This window comes from Streptomyces sp. NBC_00306, from assembly GCF_036169555.1.
Taxonomy (GTDB): domain Bacteria; phylum Actinomycetota; class Actinomycetes; order Streptomycetales; family Streptomycetaceae; genus Streptomyces; species Streptomyces achmelvichensis.
Genome location: NZ_CP108032.1, coordinates 7,873,614 through 7,898,380 on the forward strand (window position 1 = coordinate 7,873,614; position 24,767 = coordinate 7,898,380).

Annotated in this window: 19 protein-coding genes and 1 pseudogene; 12 read left to right on the top strand and 8 right to left on the bottom strand. The window is 70.2% G+C overall.

Going from position 1 to position 24,767, the window contains the following annotated elements:
* Positions 1-80: 80 nt before the first annotated feature.
* On the bottom strand, positions 81-2,414 hold the full coding sequence (locus tag OHA05_RS35200; protein ID WP_328862833.1) for a discoidin domain-containing protein: 2,334 nt from the start codon (positions 2,412-2,414) through the stop codon (positions 81-83).
* A gap of 616 nt (positions 2,415-3,030) precedes the next feature.
* Here OHA05_RS35200 and mscL point away from each other — a divergent pair.
* From mscL to OHA05_RS35215, 3 genes are all read left to right on the top strand, one after another.
* On the top strand, positions 3,031-3,474 hold the full coding sequence (gene mscL / locus OHA05_RS35205; protein ID WP_313942165.1) for a large conductance mechanosensitive channel protein MscL: 444 nt from the start codon (positions 3,031-3,033) through the stop codon (positions 3,472-3,474).
* Positions 3,475-3,729: 255 nt separating this feature from the next.
* Positions 3,730-5,595, top strand: a complete 1,866-nt coding sequence (locus OHA05_RS35210) for a LamG domain-containing protein (RefSeq protein ID WP_328862834.1) — start codon at positions 3,730-3,732, stop codon at positions 5,593-5,595.
* Positions 5,596-5,930: 335 nt separating this feature from the next.
* Positions 5,931-6,533 (top strand): YcxB family protein, encoded by a 603-nt coding sequence (locus OHA05_RS35215; RefSeq protein ID WP_328862835.1) that lies wholly within the window; start codon positions 5,931-5,933, stop codon positions 6,531-6,533.
* Positions 6,534-6,684: 151 nt separating this feature from the next.
* Here the strand turns inward: OHA05_RS35215 and OHA05_RS35220 are convergent.
* The 3 genes and pseudogenes from OHA05_RS35220 to OHA05_RS35230 all read right to left on the bottom strand — a co-directional run bounded on the left by OHA05_RS35220 (position 6,685) and on the right by OHA05_RS35230 (position 9,263).
* Positions 6,685-8,041 (bottom strand): annotated as a pseudogene (locus OHA05_RS35220) (FtsX-like permease family protein).
* Positions 8,038-8,733 carry an ABC transporter ATP-binding protein gene (locus OHA05_RS35225; protein ID WP_328862836.1) on the bottom strand — a complete coding sequence of 232 codons (696 nt, stop codon included), beginning with the start codon at positions 8,731-8,733 and terminating at the stop codon, positions 8,038-8,040. The pseudogene OHA05_RS35220 and the gene OHA05_RS35225 overlap by 4 nt, the downstream one beginning before the upstream one ends.
* Positions 8,730-9,263, bottom strand: coding sequence for a PadR family transcriptional regulator (locus OHA05_RS35230; RefSeq protein ID WP_328862837.1), 534 nt, complete (start codon positions 9,261-9,263; stop codon positions 8,730-8,732). Before OHA05_RS35230 ends, OHA05_RS35225 begins: the two co-directional genes overlap by 4 nt.
* 1,044 nt (positions 9,264-10,307) lie before the next feature.
* On the opposite strand from OHA05_RS35230, the gene OHA05_RS35235 reads away from it, so the two are divergent.
* The 7 genes from OHA05_RS35235 (at position 10,308) to OHA05_RS35265 (ending at position 18,475) form a co-directional block, all read left to right on the top strand.
* Positions 10,308-12,614, top strand: coding sequence for a collagenase (locus tag OHA05_RS35235; RefSeq protein WP_328862838.1), 2,307 nt, complete (start codon positions 10,308-10,310; stop codon positions 12,612-12,614).
* A gap of 82 nt (positions 12,615-12,696) precedes the next feature.
* Positions 12,697-13,869 carry an NAD(P)/FAD-dependent oxidoreductase gene (locus OHA05_RS35240; RefSeq protein WP_328862839.1) on the top strand — a complete coding sequence of 391 codons (1,173 nt, stop codon included), beginning with the start codon at positions 12,697-12,699 and terminating at the stop codon, positions 13,867-13,869.
* Entirely contained in the window at positions 13,866-14,180 is a 315-nt protein-coding gene (locus OHA05_RS35245; protein WP_328862840.1) for a (2Fe-2S)-binding protein, read from the top strand. The genes OHA05_RS35240 and OHA05_RS35245 overlap by 4 nt, the downstream gene beginning before the upstream one ends.
* Entirely contained in the window at positions 14,161-15,630 is a 1,470-nt protein-coding gene (locus tag OHA05_RS35250) for an NAD(P)/FAD-dependent oxidoreductase (RefSeq protein WP_328862841.1), read from the top strand. Before OHA05_RS35245 ends, OHA05_RS35250 begins: the two co-directional genes overlap by 20 nt.
* Before the next feature lie 63 nt (positions 15,631-15,693).
* Entirely contained in the window at positions 15,694-16,608 is a 915-nt protein-coding gene (locus OHA05_RS35255) for a dihydrodipicolinate synthase family protein (protein WP_313942151.1), read from the top strand.
* A 46-nt stretch (positions 16,609-16,654) separates the two neighbouring features.
* Positions 16,655-17,656, top strand: coding sequence for a proline racemase family protein (locus OHA05_RS35260; protein ID WP_328862842.1), 1,002 nt, complete (start codon positions 16,655-16,657; stop codon positions 17,654-17,656).
* A 102-nt stretch (positions 17,657-17,758) separates the two neighbouring features.
* Positions 17,759-18,475 carry a GntR family transcriptional regulator gene (locus tag OHA05_RS35265; RefSeq protein WP_328862843.1) on the top strand — a complete coding sequence of 239 codons (717 nt, stop codon included), beginning with the start codon at positions 17,759-17,761 and terminating at the stop codon, positions 18,473-18,475.
* Positions 18,476-18,690: 215 nt separating this feature from the next.
* On the opposite strand, the gene OHA05_RS35270 is transcribed toward OHA05_RS35265, so the two are convergent.
* Together OHA05_RS35270 and OHA05_RS35275 are read right to left on the bottom strand one after the other, a co-directional pair.
* On the bottom strand, positions 18,691-19,413 hold the full coding sequence (locus OHA05_RS35270; protein ID WP_313942148.1) for a dienelactone hydrolase family protein: 723 nt from the start codon (positions 19,411-19,413) through the stop codon (positions 18,691-18,693).
* A 403-nt stretch (positions 19,414-19,816) separates the two neighbouring features.
* A complete protein-coding gene (locus OHA05_RS35275; RefSeq protein WP_328862844.1) occupies positions 19,817-20,506 on the bottom strand; it encodes a hypothetical protein in 690 nt (229 codons plus the stop codon).
* A gap of 44 nt (positions 20,507-20,550) precedes the next feature.
* Here OHA05_RS35275 and OHA05_RS35280 point away from each other — a divergent pair, with 44 nt between their 5' ends.
* Both OHA05_RS35280 and OHA05_RS35285 read left to right on the top strand, forming a co-directional pair.
* On the top strand, positions 20,551-21,756 hold the full coding sequence (locus OHA05_RS35280; protein WP_328862845.1) for a cupin domain-containing protein: 1,206 nt from the start codon (positions 20,551-20,553) through the stop codon (positions 21,754-21,756).
* Between the two features lie 10 nt (positions 21,757-21,766).
* Positions 21,767-22,663 (top strand): sucrase ferredoxin, encoded by an 897-nt coding sequence (locus tag OHA05_RS35285; protein WP_313942145.1) that lies wholly within the window; start codon positions 21,767-21,769, stop codon positions 22,661-22,663.
* Between the two features lie 172 nt (positions 22,664-22,835).
* Here OHA05_RS35285 and OHA05_RS35290 read toward each other — a convergent pair whose 3' ends face one another.
* Both OHA05_RS35290 and OHA05_RS35295 read right to left on the bottom strand, forming a co-directional pair.
* Positions 22,836-23,330: a hypothetical protein gene (locus OHA05_RS35290; protein ID WP_328862846.1), complete on the bottom strand. Its 495-nt coding sequence runs from the start codon at positions 23,328-23,330 to the stop codon at positions 22,836-22,838.
* 418 nt (positions 23,331-23,748) lie between these two features.
* Entirely contained in the window at positions 23,749-24,657 is a 909-nt protein-coding gene (locus OHA05_RS35295) for a GlxA family transcriptional regulator (RefSeq protein ID WP_328863518.1), read from the bottom strand.
* Positions 24,658-24,767: the final 110 nt, after the last annotated feature.

Below are 24,767 nucleotides of genomic sequence, written 5' to 3' on the forward strand. Positions count from 1 at the left end.
ATCACCCTTACGGGGGACGACCGAGCGCCCGGTATCACCCGCAGAACAGGTGGCACCGGGCGCCCGTGGACGCCGCGCTGTCAGCCCACGGTGAGCATCCTCGCCTTGCTGGGCACCCCTTCGGCGTTCAAAGCGAACAGGAAGTACGTGCCCGGCAGCGCCACCCCCGGATCGGCCGGAACGGTGACGTCGTACGCCCCCGCACCTGTTTGACGGAACGTCAGCGGCACACGGCGCTGGTCGTTGTCCGTGGAATGCGTCGACGCCCCCGCTCTCACCAACGCGAACGAGGAGACGTCGGCGTCGGTCGTCACGGCCAGCTGCGCCCCGTTCGCCGCTCGGGCCGGGACACCGCCCGTGATCACCGGACGGGCCTTCTCACTGCCGTCCGCGTTCAGGAGGTACGGCGGCGTGAAGATCGCCCCGTCGGGATGGTTGGTCGCACACGCACCGCACAGTCCGCCGCCCCCGGTGAAGATGCGGCCGTCGGGCAGCAGGTTGGCGACACTGTGATAGTTCCGCGGCACCGCCATCGACGCCATCCGCGTGAATCTGCCCGTCGCCGGATCCCAGATCTCCGGCGTCATCGCCGAGGTCGCGTCACTGAACGGCACCGGGAACGACTGCCCGCCGAAGACGGCCACCTTGCCGTCCGGCATCACCACACTGTTGCCGAAGGCGCGGGCATAGGCCATGTCCCCGGTACGCGAACTGATCGGTGTGCCACCCCCGTTGAGGTCGACGGTGTACGCCCGCCGCGTCGCCTTCACATTCTCGTACGCCGTCGCACCGCCCAGCGTGAGCAGCTTCCCGATGTCGTACGCGACCGCGTTGCCGTTCATCGCGTCCGGGGAATCCGCGCGCCGTCCGGCCGCGGTGATGGTGCCGTTGCCGCTGGTGGAGATCCAGTTGATCTGCTTGCTCGGGCCGAGGTGCAGCACCCGACCGTTCGACGTGGCGTGCAGCCACTGATGGTTGTCGGCGCGGTAGGCACCGCGCGGATCGGCGGTCATCGTCGTGGTGACCGGCACACCGCTGAGCTTGCGCCATGTGCCGTTCGCCGACGACCAGACCTCACCGCCCTTGGCGCTGCCGCCGCCGCTCCACGATCCGCCGAGAACGAAGGCATCGCCGGTGGAGAGCAGGGTCATCGCCTGATAGCCGCGGGCGATGTTCATGTCCGACGTGGATGCCCAGGCGTCGGTGGCGGGGTCGTAGATGCTTGCCCGCTCGGCGTTGGAGCCGCCGGTGACCAGCACGCGGCCGTCCTTCAGGACCGCTATGCCGGGACAGAACATGTCGTGCCCGGTGTTGTCCACCCGCCGCTGTGTGACCCGGCCGGTCGCCAGGTCCATGATCGCGGTCTGGGTGTAGCCGTTGCTCCCGCCGAAGCGGTCGATACCGTACGCCGACCATGCCAGCATCTTGTTGTTCGGCAGCACCGCCGTCGCGACCGGCACCAGCGGGAAGCCCGTCACCTTGCCCCACACGCCGTGCGAGGCAGGTGCGGCGGGTCCACTGATACGGATCTCGCCCGCCGACGCCCACGGTCCACGGCCGCCGGCTTCACTCGTCGCGGTCAGCCGCACATAGCGGGCGGTGACGGTACGGGTGAAGGTGGCGCCCTTCAGCGTGTCGTCGTCCTTCCAACTGCCGCTCGCCACCGGCGTACTGAACGTGGTGCCGTTCAGGCTGGTGGTGACGGTGTGGGCGCCGATCCGGCCGTTGACACCGATGCGCCGCGGCTCGTACGAGAGCGCGGACACCGGCCGCGCCGTCTTCATGTCGATCGTGATGCTGTGCGGGAACGGCGCTGTGGTCGGTGACCACCTGCTGTGCCACAGGGTGTCCGGATCACCGTCCAGCGCAGCGGCGGGAGCGTGCGCGCCCCGGGCCGTCTCGAAGCTGGTTGCCGATGCCGTCCAGCCCTCACGGGGCAGATCGACCACGGAGGCGGCGGTACCCGGATCGCCCAGCAGGTTGATCTCACCGGCACTGGAGAACGGGCCGCGGCCACCTGCCTCGGTCGTCGCGGTCAGCCGGATGAAGCGAGCGCCCTTCGGCGCGAAACTCAGCGTCTTGACCGTGGCGTCGTCGGCCAGCGTACCCGTCGCCACAGCGGCACCCCAGGCCACACCGTCAGCGCTCAGGTGGATCGCGTACTCCCCGATCCGGCCGTTGGTCCCGGTCGCCCGAGGCCGGTAGACGAGCGCGGACAGGACCGCCGTCTCCTTGATGTCGATGGTGATGCTGTGCGGCAACGCGGCAGCGGTCGGCGACCACCGGCTGTGCCACATGGTGTTCGGATCGCCGTCCAGTACCCGAAGAGGACGGTGATCCCCCCGTACCGTCTCGTGATCACTCGCCGTCGCCGTCCACCCGTCCCGCGGCAGCGTCGGCGCGGCCGGCTCCATGGCGGAAGCAGGTGCAGCCTGATGATGCGGCGCAGGCGGCGGCGCCGTCGGGTCCGCCATCGGCAATGCCCCCGGCCCGGCACTCGCCCGGTCACCCGAAGTGAACAGCGGCAGCAGAGCCACCAGCGTCGCCGTCAGCGCCAGCAGAATCAGACCCCGCGATCTGAGCCGGAACGGACGGCGGAAAACAGACAGAGCAAAGCCACGGATCATGTCGTTGTCCCCCCACGGAAAGGACGTCGCGTCCCACGGCAACGCCCATGCGGGAGTTGACCCTCGCAGTAGCCCACAGGCTTGTAAAGACTTCTGCGGCTATTGTGGACAACTGTGACCCGACAGGAGCCAAGCGGTGTACGTTATGAGATTTCGTCGCGTTCCGTGCCGTGATCGGACAGCCACGACAGCCCCGACAGCGCGCAGCACGCAGCCGAGCGCCGCGGGCCTGCAGCCCCGGGACCGGGCATCGCCGGCGTCCACACGCGGACCGCGGCCGGAAACGAGACCGTACACATTCACTCCGCCCTCCCGGGGCAGCCGGACAGGGCAGGCACGCCCCGTCCCGCGCCCACACGTCCCCACCTGTGTCGCCGCGGGCCCCGGAGAGGAGAACCAAAAGATGAAAGGCTTCCGCAGCTTCATCCTGCGAGGCAACGTCGTCGATCTGGCCGTCGGCATCGTCATCGGCGCCGCGTTCACCGCCGTCGTGAACGGTTTCGTCGGTGCATTCCTGACCCCACTCGTCGGACTGGCCACGGGAGCCACCGGCGACATGAGCCGCAAGCACTTCACCCTCGGCGCGACCCAGTTCCCCTACGGCGCCTTCATCAACGCCGCGATCAGCTTCCTTCTCCTTGCCGCGGCCCTGTACTTCCTCGTCGTCCTGCCCATCAACAAACTCCACGAGCGCCTCGCCCCGCACCAGGACGTTCAGGCCCCCAAGCGGGACTGCCCCGAATGCCTCAGCCCTGTCCCGGCCCACGCCCGACGCTGCGCGTCCTGCACCGTGCCCCTGCCCGAGATCCCCGTCCAGGCCGACACGACCACACAGCGCGCCGGCTGACTGCGGGCAGACACCGTGCCACCCATCAGCACCGGTCGTCCGACGGCTCGTCGACCTCCTTCAAGGCCGCCCGACATCAATCACCTGCCCAGCTCGCTCCAGAGCGCATAAAAGATCGAATCGGATCCCGTCCCGGGCTAGGGTGCGCCGACGGGCCTCGTACAGTCGCCCGTTCACAAGGGGCCTGGGGAGGCCCAGGGGAGGGGAAAGACGAACGTGCCCGGACACAGACGGAGAAGCAGGCCCGCATGGGCCGTGATCGCAGGCGCCACGCTGCTGGCAGGGCTGCTGACATCGCCGGCCTTCGGAGCATCGGGAGACGCAGCCGACGATCCGGTACCAAGACCACCCCGGATCACCAGTCAAGGTCCGTACACGGAGTGCACCGCGGACGACTGCGTCGGGCGCGGCGAACCCGGGCTGCCCGGCCTGTTCACCTTCCGGCCGAACGAGGCCGATATCGACGCAGCCACAGGAAGCACCGACGTCACCGCCTACCGGGTGCGCCTCACCGGCCACATGGGAGCCGTCGTCGTCGATGGGGCTGAGCCGCCGCCGTACACCGCAGTGCCATCCGTTGCCGGCCTTCAAATCCTGGAAGTACAGGCCAGAGACCGGGGCGAACGCTGGGGCCCTTCGACATCCTTCACCTTCATGGTGAAGCAGGCGCCCGGCGCGGTCGGACAGTGGCAGTTCGCGGACCGTCCCTCAAACGGATCAGGGACCACGACGAAGGACACCGCAAGCGAGGGGACGGAGCGCCACGACGCGTCACTCAAGGGCGGCGCCACCTGGTCGGACCGGGCCCGACGCGGCGAGGCCGACTCTTCGCTCGACCTGAACAGCTCGGCCCCTCGCAAGCAAAAGGCGTACGCGACGACAGCCGGGCCGCCCGTCAACACCGCCGAGTCGTTCACCGTCTCGGCCTGGGCTTATCTCGCCAACACGACGTCCGATCAAGCCGTACTCTCCGCACCCGGGACCCACGACGCCGCTTTCGAGCTGTCCTACTCCGCCCAGCACAAGAAGTGGGCCTTCGGCCGAGGCGCCCAGGACCGCCGTCACACGACGGATGTCGTCTCCTACGGCGACGCGGCGCATCCGCCCGCCGGCGTATGGACCCACCTGGCCGGAGTCTTCGACACCAAACGTGACGCAGACTCGACGAACGACACCATCCAACTGTTCGTCAACGGCCGTCCCCAGGGAGAGCCGGTAACCCTGGCCACAGCGACCTCGGCCTACCGGCCCTGGACGTCGGCAAGCGGACTCCAGATGGGCCGGAGCAAGGCCAACGGCCGGCACCAGCGGTACTTCCACGGCTACGTGGACGAAGTAGCAGTCTGGCAACGGGCACTGCGGCCGATGGACCTACGTCTGGTATCAGACCTCGAGGACGAATACGAGCCGGCCACCGCGCTCGTCGCGGACTGGAACGCCGGCCCGGTCACCACCGGCAACATCATCAAGGACATCAGCCGCTACGGCCGAACCGCCCTCAACCTCTCGCCCGAGGGGGCACAACTTCTGCCGGACGACATGGGGCAAGGCCGACTGGTGCTCGACGGAATACGGGGTTACGCCGACGCCTCCGGACCGGTCGTGGACGAAACGGGCTCCTTCACCGTGTCGGCCCGGGTGAGTGTGAACGGTACGGAGTGGGCGTCCAAGCCGGTCGGCCACCGCGGAATCGTGGCCGCCCAAAACCTTGCAGGCGCTTCGTCCTGGGCGCTCGTACTGACCAAGCTCGACACGGACATTTCCCTTTGGAGCTTTGTCCGTACAGGGGTTGACGCTGCAGGCAATGTCACTGGCCGTGTCGAGGCCCAAGCGAACGACGTGATGACAGATTTCGACACCCCGATCGATCTCACCGGTACCTACAACGCCACCGCGATCGCCGATGACCCGTCCGACACGTCCGGCGCGCTGAAGCTCTACATCGGTACCTCTGGGCAGGGGACGTCTCCCCAGGCCGGTCACATCGCGCAGACGCAGGGAACGGGCAAGGTGACCGTGGGGCGCGCCGCCGACGGCGACCCCCTTCCCGGCAGCCTGCACCGATTGCGTATCTGGACCGGAGCCCTGACAGCCAACGGGGTAGGCAACCAAGTCCCGTGACGGACGCGTTGACGGTGCCGGCCGGCTGACCTCTGCGGGCGGGCTCGACCGTCGCGGTACCCCGAAGCGCAGGGTCCCCGGTGCGTCAGCTCCGGGGGCCCTGCGCTCTCCGCTGCCGGCCGCTGACGTGGAGCTGCTCCTGAATGCCGGCGTTGCAGGTGACGAGGGCGCCGGAGGGCTTGGATGAGGTCCTCCGAGGATCTGTGAGCAGTGCGTCCCCGGTGGCGCCGTGGGTGGGGGCCACAGCTTTGCCGAGATCGGCGATCCGGCCGATGCGGGATGAGCGGTGATCGCCTGCCAGTACGATCCGTTTCCACGAGCTCTGGGGAGGGTGTATGAGCACCGACGTATCCGTACGGTTCACCTACACGGTGACACTGCGAGAGATATCCGACGGGTTGAAACTTCAGATGCGGCACAGCCCGGCCGGCCGGTGGGCTTTTCGCGTTCTGTGGGGCGTGGGCATCTTCCTCGGCCTGGTGATCGCGATCAACGTTGCGGTCAAGGGCACCGACTCCCCGGCCCTGGGGGTACTGCGGTTGATCGTGACCGTCATCGTCATAGCCGTCGTGTGCCGCTGGCTGATGGCTCTGGGCCTGCTCGGGTACGCCAGGCACCTGGGCGAACATCGCGTCACGCTCGACCCGTCAGGGATCAGCACCGAGTCCGTGCGCCATACGAACCACACAGGTTGGGAGTTCTACGGGCGCTGGGTCGAGGGTCGCCGGGTCTTTGTACTGCTCACCCCGGATGTGTGGGGCGCCGGCGTGCTGATCCTGCCCAAGCGAGGCTTGAGCTCACCTCAGGACGCCGAACGCGTAAGGGAGTTGCTCGCCGCAAGACTGGTCGACCAGCGATCTGTCCGGGCTGCGCGGAAGAACGCTGGTGACCAGCCCGAAGAGGGCCCCCATGACGCGGAAGTCGTGCGCGGTGCCTGACTTCGGTCGGCACAACGCACATGCTTGAGTGATCAGAAGCGACACGAGTCCGGATCGACGTACGGTCGGGTCGGGCAGGTGAGCAGGCGGGCGCCCATGCCCCCACCCAGGTCGGCATGTGGTCGTCACCGTCTGCTCTCATGGTGCGCTGTCACGCGTACCGCAGCTCCCCCGGCCGCACCCAGCGCCCGAGAAGGGGCAACGCCGTCGCCGCCGCCAGCAGACAGGACCCGTACATCACGGGCGCGACCAGAAGGGCGGTCCACGGTACCGAGCCGACGCCGGTGGCCGTGGAGTACGCGACGCCGATCGCCATGCCTCCGGTGCCCGCCAGGAGCAAGCCGGGGGCGAGGGGGAGGGCCGTCTCCAGGAGGAGGGCGCGGTTCAGGACCGGGCGCTGCACGCCGGCCGCCACCTGGGCGGCCAGGGCCCGGCGGCGGGAGGCCAGTGACTCCGCGGTGCCCACGGCGAGCCCGGAGAGAGTGATGGCGAGGGCGACCAGGACAGCGGCCCCGGTCAGGTTGAGACCGGTGGTGTAGTAGGCCATGTCGGCGGCGAGATGATTTTGCCTGGACAGTTCCGTGCGCATCGCGTGCTGAACACAGAGGAAGACCGTCCCGACGACCGTCACCAGCAGCACTGCGGCGTGGGACCGGGCCGCGGCCCACGGATCGTCGCGCAGCCGTTCCCCCGCAATCAGCGGCGCCGCGGTCCGGGCCCGCGCGGCGAGCAGACGTCCGGTGTGCCGCGCAGTGACGCCGGACAGCCACACCGCGCCGGCGCCGGGTGACGACGAGGCCCATTACGGTCAACGGCATCCGCCAGTCGAACCGGTTGCCGGAGACGTGGCCGCCGTACATGGCGAGCGACGCCAGCCCGGCCACCATCACCAGACCACCACCCAGGGACAACAGTCCTGGTCCCCGGCCCGCCTTCGGGTGCACCCGGCGGACCCGGCCCAGTGGGGAGGCCACCACCCGGCGCAGTGCGAAGGCTCCCGCTGCCGCGCCCAGCACCGGTACCCCGACGGCGACCGATGCGAGGGCCGCCCAGGTCAACGGCGTCGGACCGCTCCACAGGCGCAGCAGGCAAAGCACCGAGAAGGCGGTGGTGACCGCCGAACCCAGCAGACAGGCGAGCCCGGTCTCCAGGGCGGCGATCCGGCGAACCTGCCAGGGTGTCGCCCCGGCGAGCCGCAGCCCGGCCAGCCGGCGATCGCGGTGTACAGCGCCGATCCGGGCGCACTGACCGAGGAATCCCAGCACCGGCACCAGCAACAGCAGCAGGCCGCTGATCACCCCGGCACGAGTACCGGGTTGGTCCAGGAGGCCGTGGAAGAGGGAGAGACGGTAACTGCCCTGTAGGGACGCGAGCGTGGCGGCCACCAGAGCGAAACCCGTGGCGAGCGCTGCGCCCGCCGCCGTCAGCGTGATCCTCCACGACTCCCGCCGGTCGGACCCGCGTACGAGCTGCCAAGCCAGGCGGAGGTCCGAAGCCATCGTGCTCATGCCGTCACCTCCAGCTTCGACACGGCCCCGTCCCGCAGCTGGACCTCGCGATCCGCGTACGCCGCTACTTGGGCGTCGTGCGTGACCAGCAGCACGGCCGTGCCCGACTCCCGGGCCGTGTGAGCCAACGCCGTCATCACCTGCTCGCTCGCCAGCGAGTCCAGCGCCCCGGTCGGCTCGTCCGCGAACACCACCCTCGGCCGGGTGACCAGCGCACGGGCCAGTGCCGCCCGCTGCGCCTGCCCGCCGCTCATCTCGCCCGGCCGCAGCTCCTCCTGTCCGCGCACCCCGAACCGCTCCAGAAGCGTTCCTGCGCGCGCCCGCGCCTCGGTGCGGCCGGTGCCGGCCAGCATCAGCGGCAAGGCCACGTTGTCCAGAGCCGTCAGCTCCGGGATCAGCTGCCCGAACTGGAAGATCACCCCGAATTCGGTGCGGCGCAGCTCGCTCAGCCGCTTCTCCGGCAGCCTGTCCAGCCGCTCGCCGTCGTACGTCACCGAGCCCGCGTCCGGGCGGACTATCCCGGCCAGGCAGTGCAGCAGCGTCGACTTCCCGCTGCCGCTGGCCCCGGTAACGGCGAGGATCTCACCGGCCCGCAGCTCGGCGCAGGCACCGCGCAGGGCCTCGGTCCTGCCATGGGCCTTCACCAAGTCGCGGGCCGCAAGCAGCGGCTGTCTCGTGGTCCCGTTCGTCATGCTGTGCAGACCTCCGCGGTCAGGGTTGTGAGCCGGGCCGCCGTGGTGGTCATCCAACGGAGGTCGGCGTCGAGGTGATGGAGGGCGTAGTCGGCCGAGAGGACGGTCGTCATGTCCGTGCCCGGGGCTGTCTTGACCGCCGTGAGCTCCCGCATCCGCGCCATATGGGCAGCGCGCTGGGCCAGCAGATAGGCGCCCGCGTCGCCGCCGGTGAGGATCGACACGACGACCTTGGCGAAGATCTCGTTCGTCACGAAGGGTGCGGGGGGTGCGATCTCACATGCCCACCGGGCCAGTTCAAGCGTGCCCTCGTCCGTCGTGCGGTACGCGGTCCGCTCCGGACCGCCGTCCGACGCGGTGCCGTCGACCGCTGCGAGGCCGTCCCGGACCAGGCGTTGCAGGGTCGTGTAGACCTGCCCGTATGCCAGGGGACGGGCCTCGGGGAAGCGCTCGTCGTGACGTCGCTTCAAGTCGTATCCATGGCTGGGCCCCGAGGAGAGCAGCCCCAGCAGAATGTGACGGGTGGTCATGCAGATCAGTATGCACCATGTATATGTACTGAGTGAATAGTGGAGGGGTGGCCAAGACGGATCTGGAAAGAGGCCGGCGGCGATGAACGCACATCGGGTGCGCGGCGAACGGAGTCGGATGGGCAGGGGCGCTTCAGAAGCGCCTGGCTCCGACGGCAGATCAGCTTCGACTCGCCGAAGGCCCGTTCGGCTCCAGGTCTTCTCCCGGCGGTCTGCTCCTCCCTCGCCTGTTGAAGGGCCTGCGGGCGAGAGACGGTTTCGGCGTCAACTCGTCCCCGAGCAACGGCGTTTACCAGGTTCTGGTGGGGGAGGATCAGCCAGTCGGTTGGTGGTGTGCAACGGGAGTGTTCATGACGGTGCCGGAGCGACTGAGTGACGAAACGCGGGACCGGCTGCGGGTCTTGACGGAGCAGCACACGGTAGGCATCACGGCCGGCGGTGCCTTCTGCGGTTCGGGGTTCGTGGTGACCCCCCGACACGGTGATCACGCGCAAGGGGCAGCCGACGGTGACCACCGTGACGCCTACGGGCCAGGCGTCCGAGTCCGAGACCGAGGCCGAGGATGGCGAGGCAGGCGCGGACCGAGCGGGCGGGACTGTCTGAAGGGGGACAGGCCGACGCCCGTACAAGTCCGCCCCTGGAGCCACCGAAGATCGTCACGCAGGCCGGTCCGACGGTTCGATGAGAACGACTTTGTGGCCGAGCGCGGTCTCTCCGCAGGTCAGTGACGGCCTCGCGGCTGCCCGAGCGACGGTCGACCACCTGCCCCAGCGCGCGTGCTCAAGCCGGCGGGGGAGTCGGCGGCAGACGGGCCGCCTCCTGCTGCCCGGCTGATGGTGATGAACGGTCAGACAGGGTTGTGCGTGGTGTCGATGGCCCGCAGGGCGGGACAAGTTCCGCGCACCTCTTGCCAGTAAAATTGCACACTACTATGTTACCGGGTGCGTACCGTCGTTCCCACCCCTCAACACCCTGGCCTGTGCGGGTACTTCGGCACGCTTCGTCCGCTGTTGCACCACCCCCACCTCCCACACAGGAGTCCAGGTGTCCCAGCTCAGACCGATGCGCGCGCCCTTCCTCGCGGGCGCCATCGCCGCGTTACTGCTCGTCCCGCTCGGGCAGGCCGGTGCCGTCGAACCCCCGCCGTCCGCCGCCGCCCGTCCGCAAGCGCTGCCCTCCGACCGCACCGGCGACGAGGTGGAACGCCTCGCCCGTGCACCCCGCTCCACACCCACCGCCGCCCCCGCGCCCGGTGGTCTGCCGCAGGCACGCATACCTGGCCGGCGCAGCACCCCCGCTCCGCAGCACGCGTCCGGCCCGACCGCTGTGCCCTGCACCCTCGATGTGGTCACGGCGCTCGCACCCGAGGAGTTCGCCGACTTCCTCGCCGATCCGTCCGTCACCGCCGACGGCTGCCTCGGCACCCTCATATGGACCTGGGACCCGCGCCTGAAGCCCGTCATGTCGGACGTCCATGTCCAGGCCGTCAGCCGCCGGGCCTCGTCCCTCGCCGCAGCGCACGACGGCCGCAACTCCACCCACCTGCTGGAGATGTTCACCTATCTCCACGCCGTCGCGTACCACGACTTCTCGCACACCGAGATCGACGTCACCGACGTCCCGACCACCGAGGCCATGCGGCGCGCCGTCAACGCGTTCGGCACCGCGGCCCGCACGTTCGACGTCACCAGGACCAACGCCGAGAGCCTGCGCGAGGCGCTCTACACCGGTAGTGCGCCCGGACTGCGCCACAGTCAACTCGCGCTCATCAAGAAGGTCCTGGCCACCATGGACCGCTACCACAAGGGGCAGTACGACGACGCCTCCTGGGGCGGCGCCGCGCTGGCCGCGCTCTCGGTGAACTACCTGGGCATCTACCCCGGCAACCGCGACACCGCGTTCCACAATGTGGTGACACAGAACCCCTCCTACCGGGCCGCGTTCCGCGCCTTCTCCGGCCACGGTCATCTCAAGGGCACCGCCAACGCGTGGGTCGCCCGTGACGCCCTCGGCGAGTACGGCCGTTTCGGTCAGGTGACCGTCCTGACCGCGGGGATCGTCCCCGACCTCGGGGCCCTTCTGCCCGTCACCGAAGCCACCTTCGGGCGCGGGGCCGCGCCCTGGGCCTCGCTGGTGACCTGGCTCAACTTCTACGAGGCGTGCAAGCCCTACAGCGTGTGCAAGGAAGACATCGAACGCCGGATCTTCCCGCACACCTACACGTACGACAGCGGAGCGATCAAGGTGCGCACCGGCCTGGACCGTGCGACCGTCGACCAGCTCTACTACGCCGCCAAGCAGGTCAAAGCACAGTTCCACCGGGTGCTCGGCACCCTGGAACCGCTGGCCGGCGACACCAACACCGCGCTCAACGTGGTGCTGTACGCCTCTCGCGGCGACTACGAGGTCTACCACCCCATCCTCACCGGCATGGGGACCGAGAACGGCGGCGTCTACATCGAGCGCGGTGCCACCTTCTACACGTACCAGCGCCGCGTACCGCAGGACTCCTCGCTGACCCTCGAGGAACTCTTCCGCCACGAGTACGTCCACTACCTCAACGGCCGCTTCGCCGTCCCTGGTTACTTCGGGGAGGGCCCCTGGTACAGCGGCGATCGCACGACCGCGATGGACGAGGGAACGGCGGAGTTCTTCGACGGCGCCACCCGCGACGACGGCGTCGCCGTGCGCAAGTCCCTGGTGCAGGGGGTCATCGACGACACGGCGGGCGGCGGCCCCAGGATGAGCGTCGACCGGCTGCTGCACGCCACGTACGACGGGGACGGCTTCCGCTTCTACGACTACGCGGGCACGTTCTTCGAGTACCTGTGGACCGAACGACCCTCGCTCCTGCGGGAGATGTACCGGCACCTGAGGGCCGACGACCCGACAGCGTTCGACGCCTGGCGCGACCGGCTCGGCGACGACGCCACGATCCAGCAGGGCTACGACGCCTTCCTGGACGCGCGGATCGCCGAGGTCGACGACCTGTTCGTACCCGACACGCAGTACACGCCCAACGGGCAGCTGCGGGACAACTCGACGGTCGCCGTCGCATCGCTCTTCCAGAACGCGACATCTGCCGGACCCACGTGCGTCGACGCCGGTGAGGCGGCCATGCGCCGCTTCTCCTGCACCGGGCGCGTCACCGCCCGGCTTACCGACGCCGGATCACCGGACGACGTCTTCCGGGACATGTCCGAGACGGTCGACCACTTCATTCTCGACCGGGCCGGCGCCGCATCCAACAACCTCGCCGACATGAACTGCTCGTTCGGGGAGGTGGACATCTGGAGCGACGGCAGCGCAGGCACCTCGACCTACCACTGCGAGGGCCCGCTGCGCAGCTGACCCAGCCGCTCAGGGGCCGGGGCCGACCCGGTCCCTGAGCGGATTCCCCACCGCCGGAGCGGAGGAGTGACACATTTCAGTGGTGTCCAGCACAGAGACCTATGACGTCGTCGTCATCGGTGCCGGCGTCGTCGGATCCGCCTGCGCCTACTACGCGAGCCGCGCCGGACTCCGTGTGGCCGTCGTCGACCGCGGTCCGGTCGCCGGCGGCACCACGGGCGCAGGCGAGGGCAACCTGCTCGTCTCCGACAAGGCGGCCGGGCCGGAGCTCGAGCTCGCGCTGCTGTCCGTGCGGCTCTGGCGTGAACTGGCCGCGGTTCTCCCGGCGTCCGTCGAGTACGAGCCCAAGGGGGGCGTGGTCGTCGCGCCCGACGAGGCGGCCCTGGGCGCACTGCGTCGCTTCGCCGATGAACAGCGAGCGGTCGGGGTCGATGCCCGTGAAGTGACGGCCGACGAACTGGGAGAGCTCGAACCCCATCTCGCCCCGTGGCTCGCGGGCGGCTTCCACTACCCGCAGGACGCCCAGGTCCAGCCCGCGCGCGCGGCGGCGTATCTGCTGCACACATCCGGCTGCGAGCGGTACCTGGGCGAAGAGGCCGTCACGATCCTCACCGGCGCGGACGGCACGGTCCGCGGCGTCCGCACCGCCCGTCGCGAGCTGAGCGCCCCGGCGGTCGTCAACGCTGCCGGAACCTGGGGCGGTCACGTGGCCGAGCTGGCCGGCACGACGTTGCCGGTGCTGCCCCGCCGCGGCTTCGTCCTGGTCACCGAACCGCTGCCACGGGTCGTACGCCACAAGGTCTACGCGGCCGACTACATCGCCGACGTCGCAAGCGGTTCGGCAGCCCTGCAGTCCTCGGCCGTCGTCGAGGGCACACCCGCCGGGCCCGTCCTGATCGGTGCCACCCGCGAACGCGTCGGTTTCGACCGTGGACTGTCCGGCGAAGCGCTGCGCCGCCTCGCCGCCCGGGCGGCGGCACTCTTCCCCCTGCTCGCGCACGTCCGGGTGATGCGCGCCTACCACGGCTTCCGGCCCTATCTGCCGGACCATCTGCCCGCCATCGGCCCCGATTCCCGCGTGCCCGGCCTCTTCCACGCCTGCGGCCACGAGGGCGCGGGCATCGGTCTCGCGCCGGCGACGGGACTGCTGATCGCCGCCGCGCTGTGCGGTGAACGGCCACCGCTGGACCCGGCGCCCTTCGCGCCCGAACGCTTCGAGGACTCTGCTCACCGACCGACAGGAGCGGACCGTTGAGCCGGCCACCCGCAGATCCGGAACGGGCCGAGCTCGGCCCGCCTTTCGAGATCACCTTCGACGGATGCCCCGTACGGGCGCTGCCCGGGCAGAGCATCGCCGCGGCGCTCTGGGCCGCGGGCATCCTCGCCTGGCGTACCACCCGCAAGGGCGGCGCACCGCGCGGCGCCTTCTGCGGTATCGGGTCCTGCTACGACTGCCTCGCGACCGTCAACGGCCGCCCCAACCGGCGGGCCTGTCTCCTGCGGGCCCGCCCCGGCGACGCCGTCACCACCCAGGAGGGCACCGGACATGCCGAACTCGCCGTCTGACCGCGGGCGCGCGACGGGCGAGCAGCCCGCAGATCTCGCGGTGGTCGGGGCGGGACCCGCCGGGCTCACCGCCGCGGTCACCGCCGCGGATCTCGGGGTCACCGTGGTCCTGCTGGACGCGGCGGACCGTCCCGGAGGGCAGTACCACCGGCACGCGGCGCCGGAGCTCGGCGCGCGCACACCGAGCGTGCCGCACCTCAAGCGGCGTGCCTGGACCCGATGGGAGCAGCGGCTGCGCCGGCACCGTTCCGCCGGCCGTATCCGGTACCTGCCCGCCCACCACGTCTGGACCGTGCTGCCGGAGGCAGACGGGAGCGGTTGGGTGCTGCACGCGGTCGCGGGGGAGGAGGAGCGGGCCGTTACCGTCCGAGCCCGCACGCTGCTGCTGGCCACCGGGGCATACGAGCGCCAACTCCCCTTCCCCGGATGGACGGTGCCCGGTGTGGTCGGGGCGGGAGGGGCGCAGGCCATGCTCAAGTCGGGCCTGGTGCTTCCGGGCCGCCGCGTGCTGGTGGCCGGCAGCGGCCCGCTGTTGCTGGCTGTCACAGCCTCGCTCGCGGCGGCGGGTGCCACCGTGCCGGCGATCGTCGAGGCCGCCGCCTACACGGCGTACGCGGACCGGCTCGGGACCCTCGCCGTCAACCCGGGCAAGGCGCTGGAAGGCGCCCGCCTCGGCGCCGGTCTGGCACGCCGCTCGGTGCGGGTGCTGTCCCGGCACGCCGTGACTGCCGTGCACGGCACCGACCGGGTGACGGGGGTGACCGTCCAGCGGCTCGACAGCGCCTGGCGCCCGGTGCCGGGCACCGGGCGGCGCATCCCCTGCGACGCGCTCGCGGTCGGCCACGGACTCGTGCCGCAGCTGGAGCTCGCCACCGCTCTCGGCTGCGCCGTACGGCGGACGGCGGACGGGACCGTCGCTCTGGCCCTCGACACGCGGCAGCGCACCTCGGTGCCGGGAATCTGGTCCGCCGGTGAGACCGGCGGTATCGGCGGCGTGGAACTGGCCCTGCTGGAAGGTCGGTTGGCCGGTCACGACGTGGCGCACGAGCTGCACGGAACACAACTGCCACCGCGTACAAGGGTTCTTGCCCGCCGCCGCGCCCGTCGACGGGCCTTCGCCGAGACGATGGCCGCCGCGCACCGGCCGGGGCCAGGCTGGGTCGAGTGGCTCGCCCCGGCCACCGCGGTGTGCCGGTGCGAGGAGGTCACGGTCGCCGAGGTCCGCGAAGCCGTCGAAACGCTGGGCGCCGCCGACTCACGGACCGTCAAGTTGCTGACCCGGGCCGGAATGGGCTGGTGCCAGGGCCGCATGTGCGCGCCCGCGGTGGCCGCGCTCGCGGGCCGGGAACCACCCCCCGAGAGCCGTCCGCTGTCCTGCCCGGTCCTCCTGGGCAACCTGGCACAGCTGCCGGGTACGGGCGCATCCGGAATCGGCGACCCCGGCAGCTGATCCCGGGACGCCGCAGGACCGGGCCACGCCCCGCAACCGTCACACCTCACCCAAGGAGCGCCCATGACAACTGCATCCGCACCCGCCCTCCGCACCCGACCCTGGCACGGCCTCATGGTCGCCACCGCCCTTCCGCTCCGCGAGGACCTCTCCGTCGACCTGGACGCCTACGGCGCACACGTCGCCCGGCTGCTGGCCGAGGGCTGCGACGGCGTGGTCCCCAACGGCTCACTCGGCGAGTACCAGACCCTCACCGACGACGAGCGCTCCCGCGTCGTACACACCGCCGTCGAGGCCGCAGGAGGCGGCGACCGCGTGATGCCCGGCGTCTCCGCGTACGGAAGCGCCGAGGCCAGGCGCTGGGCCGAGCACGCCGCCGAGGCGGGGGCCGGATCGGTGCTCCTCCTGCCGCCCAACGCCTATCGGGCGGACGACGACGCCGTATCCGCGCACTACGCCGAGGTGGCCCGGGCGGGTGTGCCCGTGGTCGCGTACAACAACCCCTACGACACCAAGGTCGACCTGACCCCGGCCCTCCTCGCCCGGCTCCATCACGAGGGCAGCATCGTCGCCGTCAAGGAGTTCAGCGGTGATGTGCGCCGGGCCTACGAGATCGCCGAACTCGCGCCGTCCCTCGATCTGTTGATCGGCGCGGACGACGTCCTTCTGGAACTCGCCCTTGCCGGCGCCGTCGGCTGGATCGCCGGATACCCCAACGCACTGCCCAGCTCCTGCGTCACCCTCTACGGGGCTGCCGTCAGCCACGACCTGGCGACGGCGCTGCCCCTCTACCGGGAACTGCATCCCCTGCTGCGCTGGGACTCGCGGACCGAGTTCGTCCAGGCCATCAAGCGCTCCATGGACCTGGCGGGCCGCCCCGGCGGTCCCACCCGCCCGCCGCGTACGCCACTGACGGCCGAGCAGGACGCCGCGGTGAGGGCGGCCACCGAGAAGGCGCTGGCCGAAGGCCACCGGTGAACCACGAACGTCCGAACAGGCGCACAACCCGGCCAGGAGGGAAACCATGCGCACGCGTCACGTCTTCCACGCCGTCGACTCCCACACCGAGGGCATGCCGACCCGCGTCGTCACCGGCGGCGTCGGCGTGATCCCCGGAGACACGATGGCCGAGCGCCGTCTGCACTGCATCGAACACCTCGACCACATCCGTACGCTGCTGATGTACGAGCCGCGCGGCCATTCGGCGATGAGCGGAGCCATCCTCCAGCCGCCGACCAGACCCGATGCCGACTACGGGGTCCTGTACATCGAGGTGTCCGGGCTGCTGCCCATGTGCGGCCACGGCACCATCGGCGTGGCCACCGTGCTCGTCGAGACCGGCATGGTGCCCGTCACCGAACCCGTCACCACCGTCCGCCTCGACACCCCGGCCGGGCTGGTGAGTGTCGACGTGCAGGTCGAGGACGGTGCGGCCCGCTCCGTCACCCTCACCAACGTCCCCGCGTTCTGCCTCGCCCTGGACCGCAAGGTCGACGTACCCGGCCACGGCACGGTCACCTACGACATCGCGTACGGCGGCAACTTCTACGCTGTCGTCCATCTCGACTCCCTCGGCCTGCCCTTCGACCGGGCCCGCAAGGACGACCTGCTCGCCGCCGGACTGGCGGTCATGGACGCCGTGAACGCCGCCGACCGTCCTGTTCATCCCGAGGACCCGGCCATCAGCGGCCTCAAGCACGTCTACCTCGCGGCCCCGGGCTCCGACGCCCGACGCTCGCGCCACGCCATGGCCATCCACCCCGGCTGGTTCGACCGCTCGCCCTGCGGCACCGGAACCAGCGCCCGCATGGCCCAGTTGCACGCGCGGGGTCTGCTGCCGCTGCACCGCGACTTCGTCAACGAGTCGTTCATCGGCACCGAGTTCACCGGCCGGCTCGTCGGGGAGACCATGGTCGGAGGCTTGAGCGCCGTCGTCCCCACCGTCACGGGCCGCGCGTGGATCACGGGCACGGCGCAGTACTTCCTCGACCCGTCCGACCCTTTCCCAGGAGGGTTTCTGCTCTGAGCGGTGCGGCCCGGCGACCCCCGAGTATGTGCCCGGTACCTGCGGGCAGCGCAACGTGACATTGTACGCTGGCGCTTCCCGCGGACCCCCGGAGGAAGCGCCATGGGCCAGCTGAAGCAGGACGACCTGATCCCGGCCCAGGAACGCCTGCGCGACCGGGTCGCCCACGCACTGCGCGCGGCGCTCGTGGCGGGCGAACTCCGGCCCGGCAGCGTCTACTCGGCGCCCGTTCTCGCAGCCGACTTCGGTATCTCCGCCACTCCCGTGCGCGAGGCGATGCTCGACCTCGCCCGGGAGGGCCTGGTCGAACCGGTACGGAACAAGGGCTTCAGGATCACCGAGGTCAGTGAGCGCGACCTGGACCAGTACACCGAACTGCGGGCGCTGATCGAGGTGCCCACCATCGGCCGGGTCACCCGCAGCGCCACCGCCGGGCAACTGGAGGAACTGCGCCCGCTGGCCGAGGAGATCGTGGCGCGGGCCCGCGACCACGACCTCATCGGCTATCTGGACGCCGACCGCAGGTTCCACCTCGGCCTGCTCGCCCTCGCCGGCAACGACCGGCTCGTCGAGACGGTGGGGGACCTGCGCAAGCGGTCCCGGCTCTATGGCCTCAAGGGGCTCGATGAGCAGGGCCGGCTGATCTCCTCGGCCGAGGAGCACATCGAACTGCTCGACCTGATGCTCTCCGGCGACGCGGCCGCCGCGGAGGCATGCATGGTTAGGCACCTCGGGCATGTCCGCTCCCTGTGGGCAGCAGCACGCGACGAGCCGGTCGAGCCACGGTCCCGGCTCACTCTGGGAGCCGGCCGCCCCTGACCCCTCGCCATCCGTGCCGGCGGTCGGCGTGGTGCGGGAATCCTGATCGGCCCCTCGGAGCAGCATGGCGAGGGCACGACCTCGGACCGAGAGCGGAGTGCATTGCACCGCTGTTGCCAGGGGCCACCGCCACCGAGGAGGGCCGGGACCTGTCCTCGATGACGGCGTCCTGGCCGACGGCGCCTACTGTCAGCTGTCGGCCTGGCGGCCCGGCCTCACTTCAGGTGCCGGCCGAAGAACCGGTTCCCGTCCTCCACCTCGAACCACGGGGTGCCGGTGTGCCCGCCCAGATTGGCGTGCAGCGTCTTTTCCTTGGTGCCGAAAGCGTCGAACAGCTCCAGGGCCCGCTGCCGGGGGTTCCCTTCGTCGTCCCACTGCAGCAGGAACAACAGCGGAATGGTGACCTGCCGGGCCTCCTCGCGCTGGGCGCGGGGCACGTAACCCCCGGCGAAGAGGCCGGCGGCCGCGATGCGGGGCTCGAGCACCGCCAGCCGGATGCCGACGGCGGTCCACCCCGAGTAGCCGACGGGGCCGCCGATCCCTGGCAGCGAGAGGAGGGCGTCCAGGGTGGTCCGCCAGTCCGGGACCGCCCTTTCGACCAGCGGGCCGATGAAGGATTCGAAGATCTCATCGACCGGCTCGCCCGCCTGCATGGCCCGGCGGAGTTCGGCGCGAGCCTGCTCCTCGTCGGCGGAACGAGGCCGGTCACCGCACCCGGAAGCGTCGATGGTGGCCACCGCGTAGCCGCACGCCGCAGAGTGCCGGGCCCGGGCCACCAACCGGGGTTCCCGCTTGGGCAGGCCGTTGTTGTGGGCCATCAGGATCAGCGGGACCGGTGCGGAGGACTCAGGCGTCCACAGGGTGCCGGGGATCTCGCCGAGGGTGAATTCGCGTTCGAGGACGCCGTCGTCGAGGCGTTGTTCAAAAGTGAAGTGCATGGTCGTGCCTTTCGGGAGTGCTCCTGAACGGCGCTCCCGGACGACCTATCGTCCGACCGTGACCCCGGAGGGGAGCACCCATGTCGATACAGCGTTCACGGGTACCACCTCCTCGTTCATTCGCACGGCCTCCGGAAAGCTAGCAGCGGTCGCCGTGGCTCGCCAACGGGTTTATGCGGAGGCCCCGTTGCCGGATGCCACGGAGACGGGGACGCCTCCGTGGTCGTCACCGGCTTCGAGGCCACCCGTGCCCGCAGCTCGCACCCGCCGAACGGGAGGCCAACCGCACCCCGGCCGCCGGACGTGCCCCGGGTCGAACGCGGCTTCGCCCACTGCCCCCGGACGACCTCAGGCGCCGCGCCGGATGGCCTCCGCACCGAACTACGGGGCCTCAGCCGTTCCCTCATCGCGGCCTGTTCCCCGACGGCCGAAGTGAGGAAGGGCTGTACGACATGCAGCGATAACCCAGCGTGACCGTTCGCGTGGCTTGGGTGAGGTCGCCGCGGCTTCCAGGCGAGGGGACGGCCGGGCCGAGGTCCGAACCGGCTCGATCCACCCCCGTACTGAGTGACTCATCCGCCGCTCTGCCCGAATCGAGGCTTTCGTCCTGGAGCGATACGGTGATGGTGGGCAATGCCCATCCGGGATCGCCCGTAAGACGATCAGATGCCAGTTGGGGAGCCCGGTCCCGGTCGTTGGATTCCCAGGAGGAATGATGGCTGACGCCGAACAGGATCCGAACCAGCAAGAGGGGCCCGCGGACGGTGGCGCGGCCGGTGCACCTGGTGTTCATGACGGCGGTGCCGATGGCGGTGCTGACGGCGGTGCGGAGGGGCCCGCGGACGGCGGTGCGGCCGGTACGCCCGGTGTTCATGACGGTGGTGCCGACGGCGGTGCCGAAGGTCCGGCGGACGGTGGTGCGGCCGGTACGCCCGGTGTCCATGACGGTGGTGCCGACGGTGGCGCCGAAGGTCCCGCAGATGGTGGTGCGGCCGGCGCCCCCGGTGTCCATGACGGTGGTGCAGACGGCGGTGCCGATGGTGGTGCGGAGGGGCCCGCGGACGGCGGTGCGGCCGGTACGCCCGGTGTTCATGACGGCGGTGCCGACGGCGGCGCCGGCGAGTCCGGCAGCCGCTCTTGAGTTCCCTCCGAACCGAACGTCAGAGCACCGGCGCCACACCAGGCGCCGGGGTTCTGGAAACACGGCTGACCGGACTGAGCCAGGAGGAGTTCGCCCGTGACGTCTGGGCGCGGACAGCGTTGTTCACACGCCGCGCGAGCGATTTCTCCGACCTGTTCTCTGCCGAAGCCGTAGACGAACTGATCGCGCGCCGCGGACTGCGTACGCCCTTCCTCCGCGTGGCCAAGGAGGGCTCCACGCTGCCCGAGCAGTCCTTTACTTCGCCTGCCGGGGTCGGTGCAACCATCTCCGACCAGCTCGACGACACGGCCGTGTGGCGCGCGTTCGCGGACGGCTCCACGCTCGTTCTGCAGGCTCTGCAGCGCACATGGGAGCCGGTCGCGGACCTCAGCGCCCGGCTGAGCACGGAGCTCGGACATCCGGTGCAGGCCAATGCCTACGTCACTCCGCCGCACAACCGCGGTTTCGACGACCACTACGACATCCACGATGTCTTCGTCCTTCAGATCGAGGGCACCAAGCGCTGGGTCATCCACGAGCCCGTCCACCGCGACCCACTGCGCGATCAGCCCTGGACCGATCACCGCTCGGCCGTGGCGGAGGCCGCGAAGGGCAAGGCCCACATCGACACGGTGCTCGAGCCCGGCGATACCCTCTACCTGCCTCGGGGCTGGCTGCACGCCGCCCAGGCGCAGGGAAACGTATCGATCCACCTGACGCTCGGAATCCACACCTGGACGCGCTACACCCTGGCCGAACACCTGGTCCAGTCCGCACTCGCGATGCTGCGTGACGACCTCCAGATGCGCCGGTCCCTGCCGCTCGGCGTGGACGGGCCGGCCGAGGAGATCGACTTCGTCCGCAAACGCCTCGTCGCTGCCGTCACGGACGCCGAATCCGCCCCGCTGTTCCACCGCACGCGCCGAGGCCAGGGACGTCCGGCGCCGCTGGGACCGCTGGCCCAGCTCAAGACGGTCGACGGCCTCCGCCCAGAGTCGCCGGTGCGGCTCCGCGCAGCTCTGGAGGCGCGGCTGGAAGGCCTGCGCCTGAGCACACGCGTGGGCTGGCTCGACTTCCCGGAAGCCGATCTGCCGTCGGTGACCCGCCTGCTCGACGGCGAGGTGAGCACCGCCGGTGATCTTGGGGTCGAACTCGTCCGGAGACTGCTGCGCGCGGGCGTACTGGTGCCCGCCGAACCGTGACGTCGCCGCGGTGACTGCGCCAGAACGCTTCTTCTGCTCCGACGCCGCCCGGATACGCGGCGACTCGATCGTGGGTACAGCGCCGCACGGACTGGTCTGGGTCCTCATCGAGTACCGAGGCGCGTGGCCGGCCAACGGCTTCGACGGCCTCGATCTGGAGCCCAGGATCAAAGAGTTGGTGTTCACCGCCGCCCAGGCGGCACGCGCACGGATCCTTCTGGTCAGGCGGCACGCACGCTCCACGCGCGAGGGGCCTGGTCGCTGGGCGGTGCTGCGCCACGAGAGGTCCGGCGCCTACCGCCAGCAATGGGGCACGTGGCAACGGGACGAGGACTTGGCGGAGATCGTCGGAGCCCTCGCTGCCCCCGGAGAACTCGGCGCTCCACCGGTGCTCCTCGTCTGCACCCACGGGCGGCACGACACCTGTTGCGCCGTACGAGGACGGCCCGTGGGCCGTGTCCTGAGCGAACGCTGGCCGGATCTGGTGTGGGAATGCACGCACGTCGGCGGTGACCGGTTCGCCGCCAACGTCGTCGTCGCGCCGGACGGTGTCTATTACGGCGATCTCGATGCCAAGTCGTCTGTCGCAGCGGTCGAAGAGCACCTTGCCGGGCGTATTCACGCCGGATATCTGCGCGGGTACACAGATCTTTTCCCGCCGCAGCAGGCAGCGGTCGCAGCGGCGCTCAGACGCTTCGGCCCGGCCGGCCGGCATGACTGGGCGGTCGCCGGCACGTCTCGCGACAGCGGCGGCTGGCGGATTCGCCTCACCGGCCGCCCGCCTCACCCGCCGGCACTCGACGTCGAGGTGCGTGCCTATCGCACACCTCCGCATCAACTGACCTGCCGCGGGCCGACGATGAGTTCGGCCGTCGCCTACGAAGTCACGTCGATGCGCATCGACTGAGCCTGCACGGTGGAACAGAGGTTGAGCCGGATCATGTGCCGGCGTCGAGACGCAGACCGTGCAAAGGGGGGACGTCGCTTTGTGCCGTCGCTGTGAAGCCGCATCCCCGCACGTGGCTTTGCTCGCCGCACGCGCGGGGACGGTCCAGTGGATGTGTGGTGGCCGGGAGGGATCAGCGCACGACGTAGAGGGTGAGGGCTCCGCCTGCCTGCGAGACGCGGGCGACGTGACCATGGCCACGGGCGGTGGCGTACGCGCCGGTGCCGCCGGTGATGGCGAGGTCGAAGTCGCTGGGCGGGGCACCGGGAGTGATGGTCTGCAGGTGCTGCCACGCCACTTGTCCCCGGGGAAGGCTGAAAGTGCCTGTGCAGAGGTTGGTTTGTGCTGCCACTCGGGTGCACACCGCTCCCTCGGTGCCATAGGCGGCACCACCGCGGAAGAGGTTCGCGGTGATGATGATCTGGTCGCCGACCCCGGCTCCGGGTGCCCCGTTGTCGACCATGGTGGGTGCTGAGCCCCTGGACGTCAGATCGATGACCTCCGTGCGCTTGACGCTCCAGTCTCGGTCCAAGTCGTTCGGATCGTTGGACGCGGAGGCGGAACCCGCGAGAGCTGCGAGCGAGAGGGCCGTTGCTGCCGCCACGCCCCACTTCGAAATGGAAAGCATTTTTCCTCGCCTGATGAACGGGGATTATTGGCCTGGTCAAGAATTCTCATGGTGTGATGGAGTGTCAATTCTCAAACTCATAAGGAGTGTCTGGTTCATCCGGGCGGCGGCATTTACAGCGCGCCAAGGCCGGCTGCCTCTGCGCACGCTGAACGGCAGGACGCTTGCAATCCGGCGAGACCAGTGCCCCGGCCGGCCCGTTTCGGCTCGACATCGACCCGGGACTATCGGCCAATCGGCCCGGCGTTTGCGGCCGGTAGAACCTCGGTACCTCTGAGGAGCAGGAATGGGGGATGTCGGGGTGGCGCCCTTATCGCCAGACGGCGGCACCGTGCACGTCAATTGTGTGCTCCGGGTACGGCGTTCGCCGTCACGGCACTCTGGCGCTGACAGCGACGGCACACTGACCGCGTGTTGGTTACGGCGTGTTTGTGAAGGTGCGGCGGTAGGAGCGGGGCGGTACGCCCCGGCGGCGCACGAACTGTTCGCGCAGGACGGCCGCGCTTCCGTATCCGACGCGGTGGGCGATCTCCTCGACCGGCAGGTCCGTGGTCTCCAGGAGTTCCTCGGCGCTGGTCAGACGCAGGCTCCGCAGCCAGGCGTGGGGGGTGGTGCCGGTCGCGGCGGTGAAGCGACGGGCGAAGGAGCGTTTGCTCATCACGGCACGCCGGGCCAGTTCCGCGACGGGAAGAGGCTCCTGGAGGTTCTCACGGGCCCAGGCGAGGACTTCGGCGAGACGCTCGTCGTCGCAGTCTTCGGGGAGGGGGGCGGCAAGGTACTGTGCCTGCCCGCCGTCGCGGTGGGAGGGCAGCACCACGTCGCGGGCGACAGCGTTGGCCATGGCTGCTCCGTGCTCCCGCCTCAGCAGGTGCAGGCAGAGATCGAAGCCCGCGGCGGCTCCCGCGCCCGTGATGATGCGTCCTTCGTCGATGTAGAGGGCGTCGGGCTCGACGGTGACTTCGGGGTGGCGGCGGGCGAGGAGTTCGGCGAATCGCCAATGAGTGGTGGCCCGTAGGCCGTCGAGCAGTCCGGCGGCGGCGAGCGCGAAAGCGCCGACACAATGGGCCGCGACCAGTGCGCCGCGCTGGTGCGCGGCCGACAGCGCTTCGAGTACAGGGGGAGCGGGGGGTGTGCGAAATCCGGTCCACGGCAGAGCGATCACCAGATCGGCTGTGGCGAGCCGGTCCAGGCCGTGCGTGACGGTGAGCGGCAGGCCGAGGTCGGTGGGAACCGGCCCGGGCCGGTCGGTGCACAGGGTGAAGTCGAAGCCGGGCAGTGTTTCGCCGTGCGGACCGAAAACCTCGGCGACGATGCCGACGGCGAGCATGCCGACTCCGGGCGGGACGTACGCGGCGACGGTCACGAAGGGATGCACACCTCAGTGTGGCACCAATCCTGCGATCAGCGGCAGTTGTGCCACTGGTGAGCAGTGGACCA

Excerpts from the sequence above, each read along its gene's own strand:
- OHA05_RS35200 (WP_328862833.1), bottom strand. The coding sequence starts at position 2,414 with ATGGAGCCGGCCGCGCCGACGCTGCCGCGGGACGGGTGGACGGCGACG.
- mscL (WP_313942165.1), top strand. The coding sequence starts at position 3,031 with ATGAAAGGCTTCCGCAGCTTCATCCTGCGAGGCAACGTCGTCGATCTG.
- OHA05_RS35215 (WP_328862835.1), top strand. The coding sequence starts at position 5,931 with ATGAGCACCGACGTATCCGTACGGTTCACCTACACGGTGACACTGCGA.
- OHA05_RS35225 (WP_328862836.1), bottom strand. The coding sequence starts at position 8,733 with ATGACGAACGGGACCACGAGACAGCCGCTGCTTGCGGCCCGCGACTTG.
- OHA05_RS35230 (WP_328862837.1), bottom strand. The coding sequence starts at position 9,263 with ATGACCACCCGTCACATTCTGCTGGGGCTGCTCTCCTCGGGGCCCAGC.
- OHA05_RS35250 (WP_328862841.1), top strand. The coding sequence starts at position 14,161 with ATGCCGAACTCGCCGTCTGACCGCGGGCGCGCGACGGGCGAGCAGCCC.
- OHA05_RS35255 (WP_313942151.1), top strand. The coding sequence starts at position 15,694 with ATGACAACTGCATCCGCACCCGCCCTCCGCACCCGACCCTGGCACGGC.
- OHA05_RS35260 (WP_328862842.1), top strand. The coding sequence starts at position 16,655 with ATGCGCACGCGTCACGTCTTCCACGCCGTCGACTCCCACACCGAGGGC.
- OHA05_RS35265 (WP_328862843.1), top strand. The coding sequence starts at position 17,759 with ATGGGCCAGCTGAAGCAGGACGACCTGATCCCGGCCCAGGAACGCCTG.
- OHA05_RS35270 (WP_313942148.1), bottom strand. The coding sequence starts at position 19,413 with ATGCACTTCACTTTTGAACAACGCCTCGACGACGGCGTCCTCGAACGC.
- OHA05_RS35275 (WP_328862844.1), bottom strand. The coding sequence starts at position 20,506 with ATGAACACCGGGCGTACCGGCCGCACCGCCGTCCGCGGGCCCCTCCGC.
- OHA05_RS35290 (WP_328862846.1), bottom strand. The coding sequence starts at position 23,330 with ATGCTTTCCATTTCGAAGTGGGGCGTGGCGGCAGCAACGGCCCTCTCG.
- OHA05_RS35295 (WP_328863518.1), bottom strand. The coding sequence starts at position 24,657 with ATGCTCGCCGTCGGCATCGTCGCCGAGGTTTTCGGTCCGCACGGCGAA.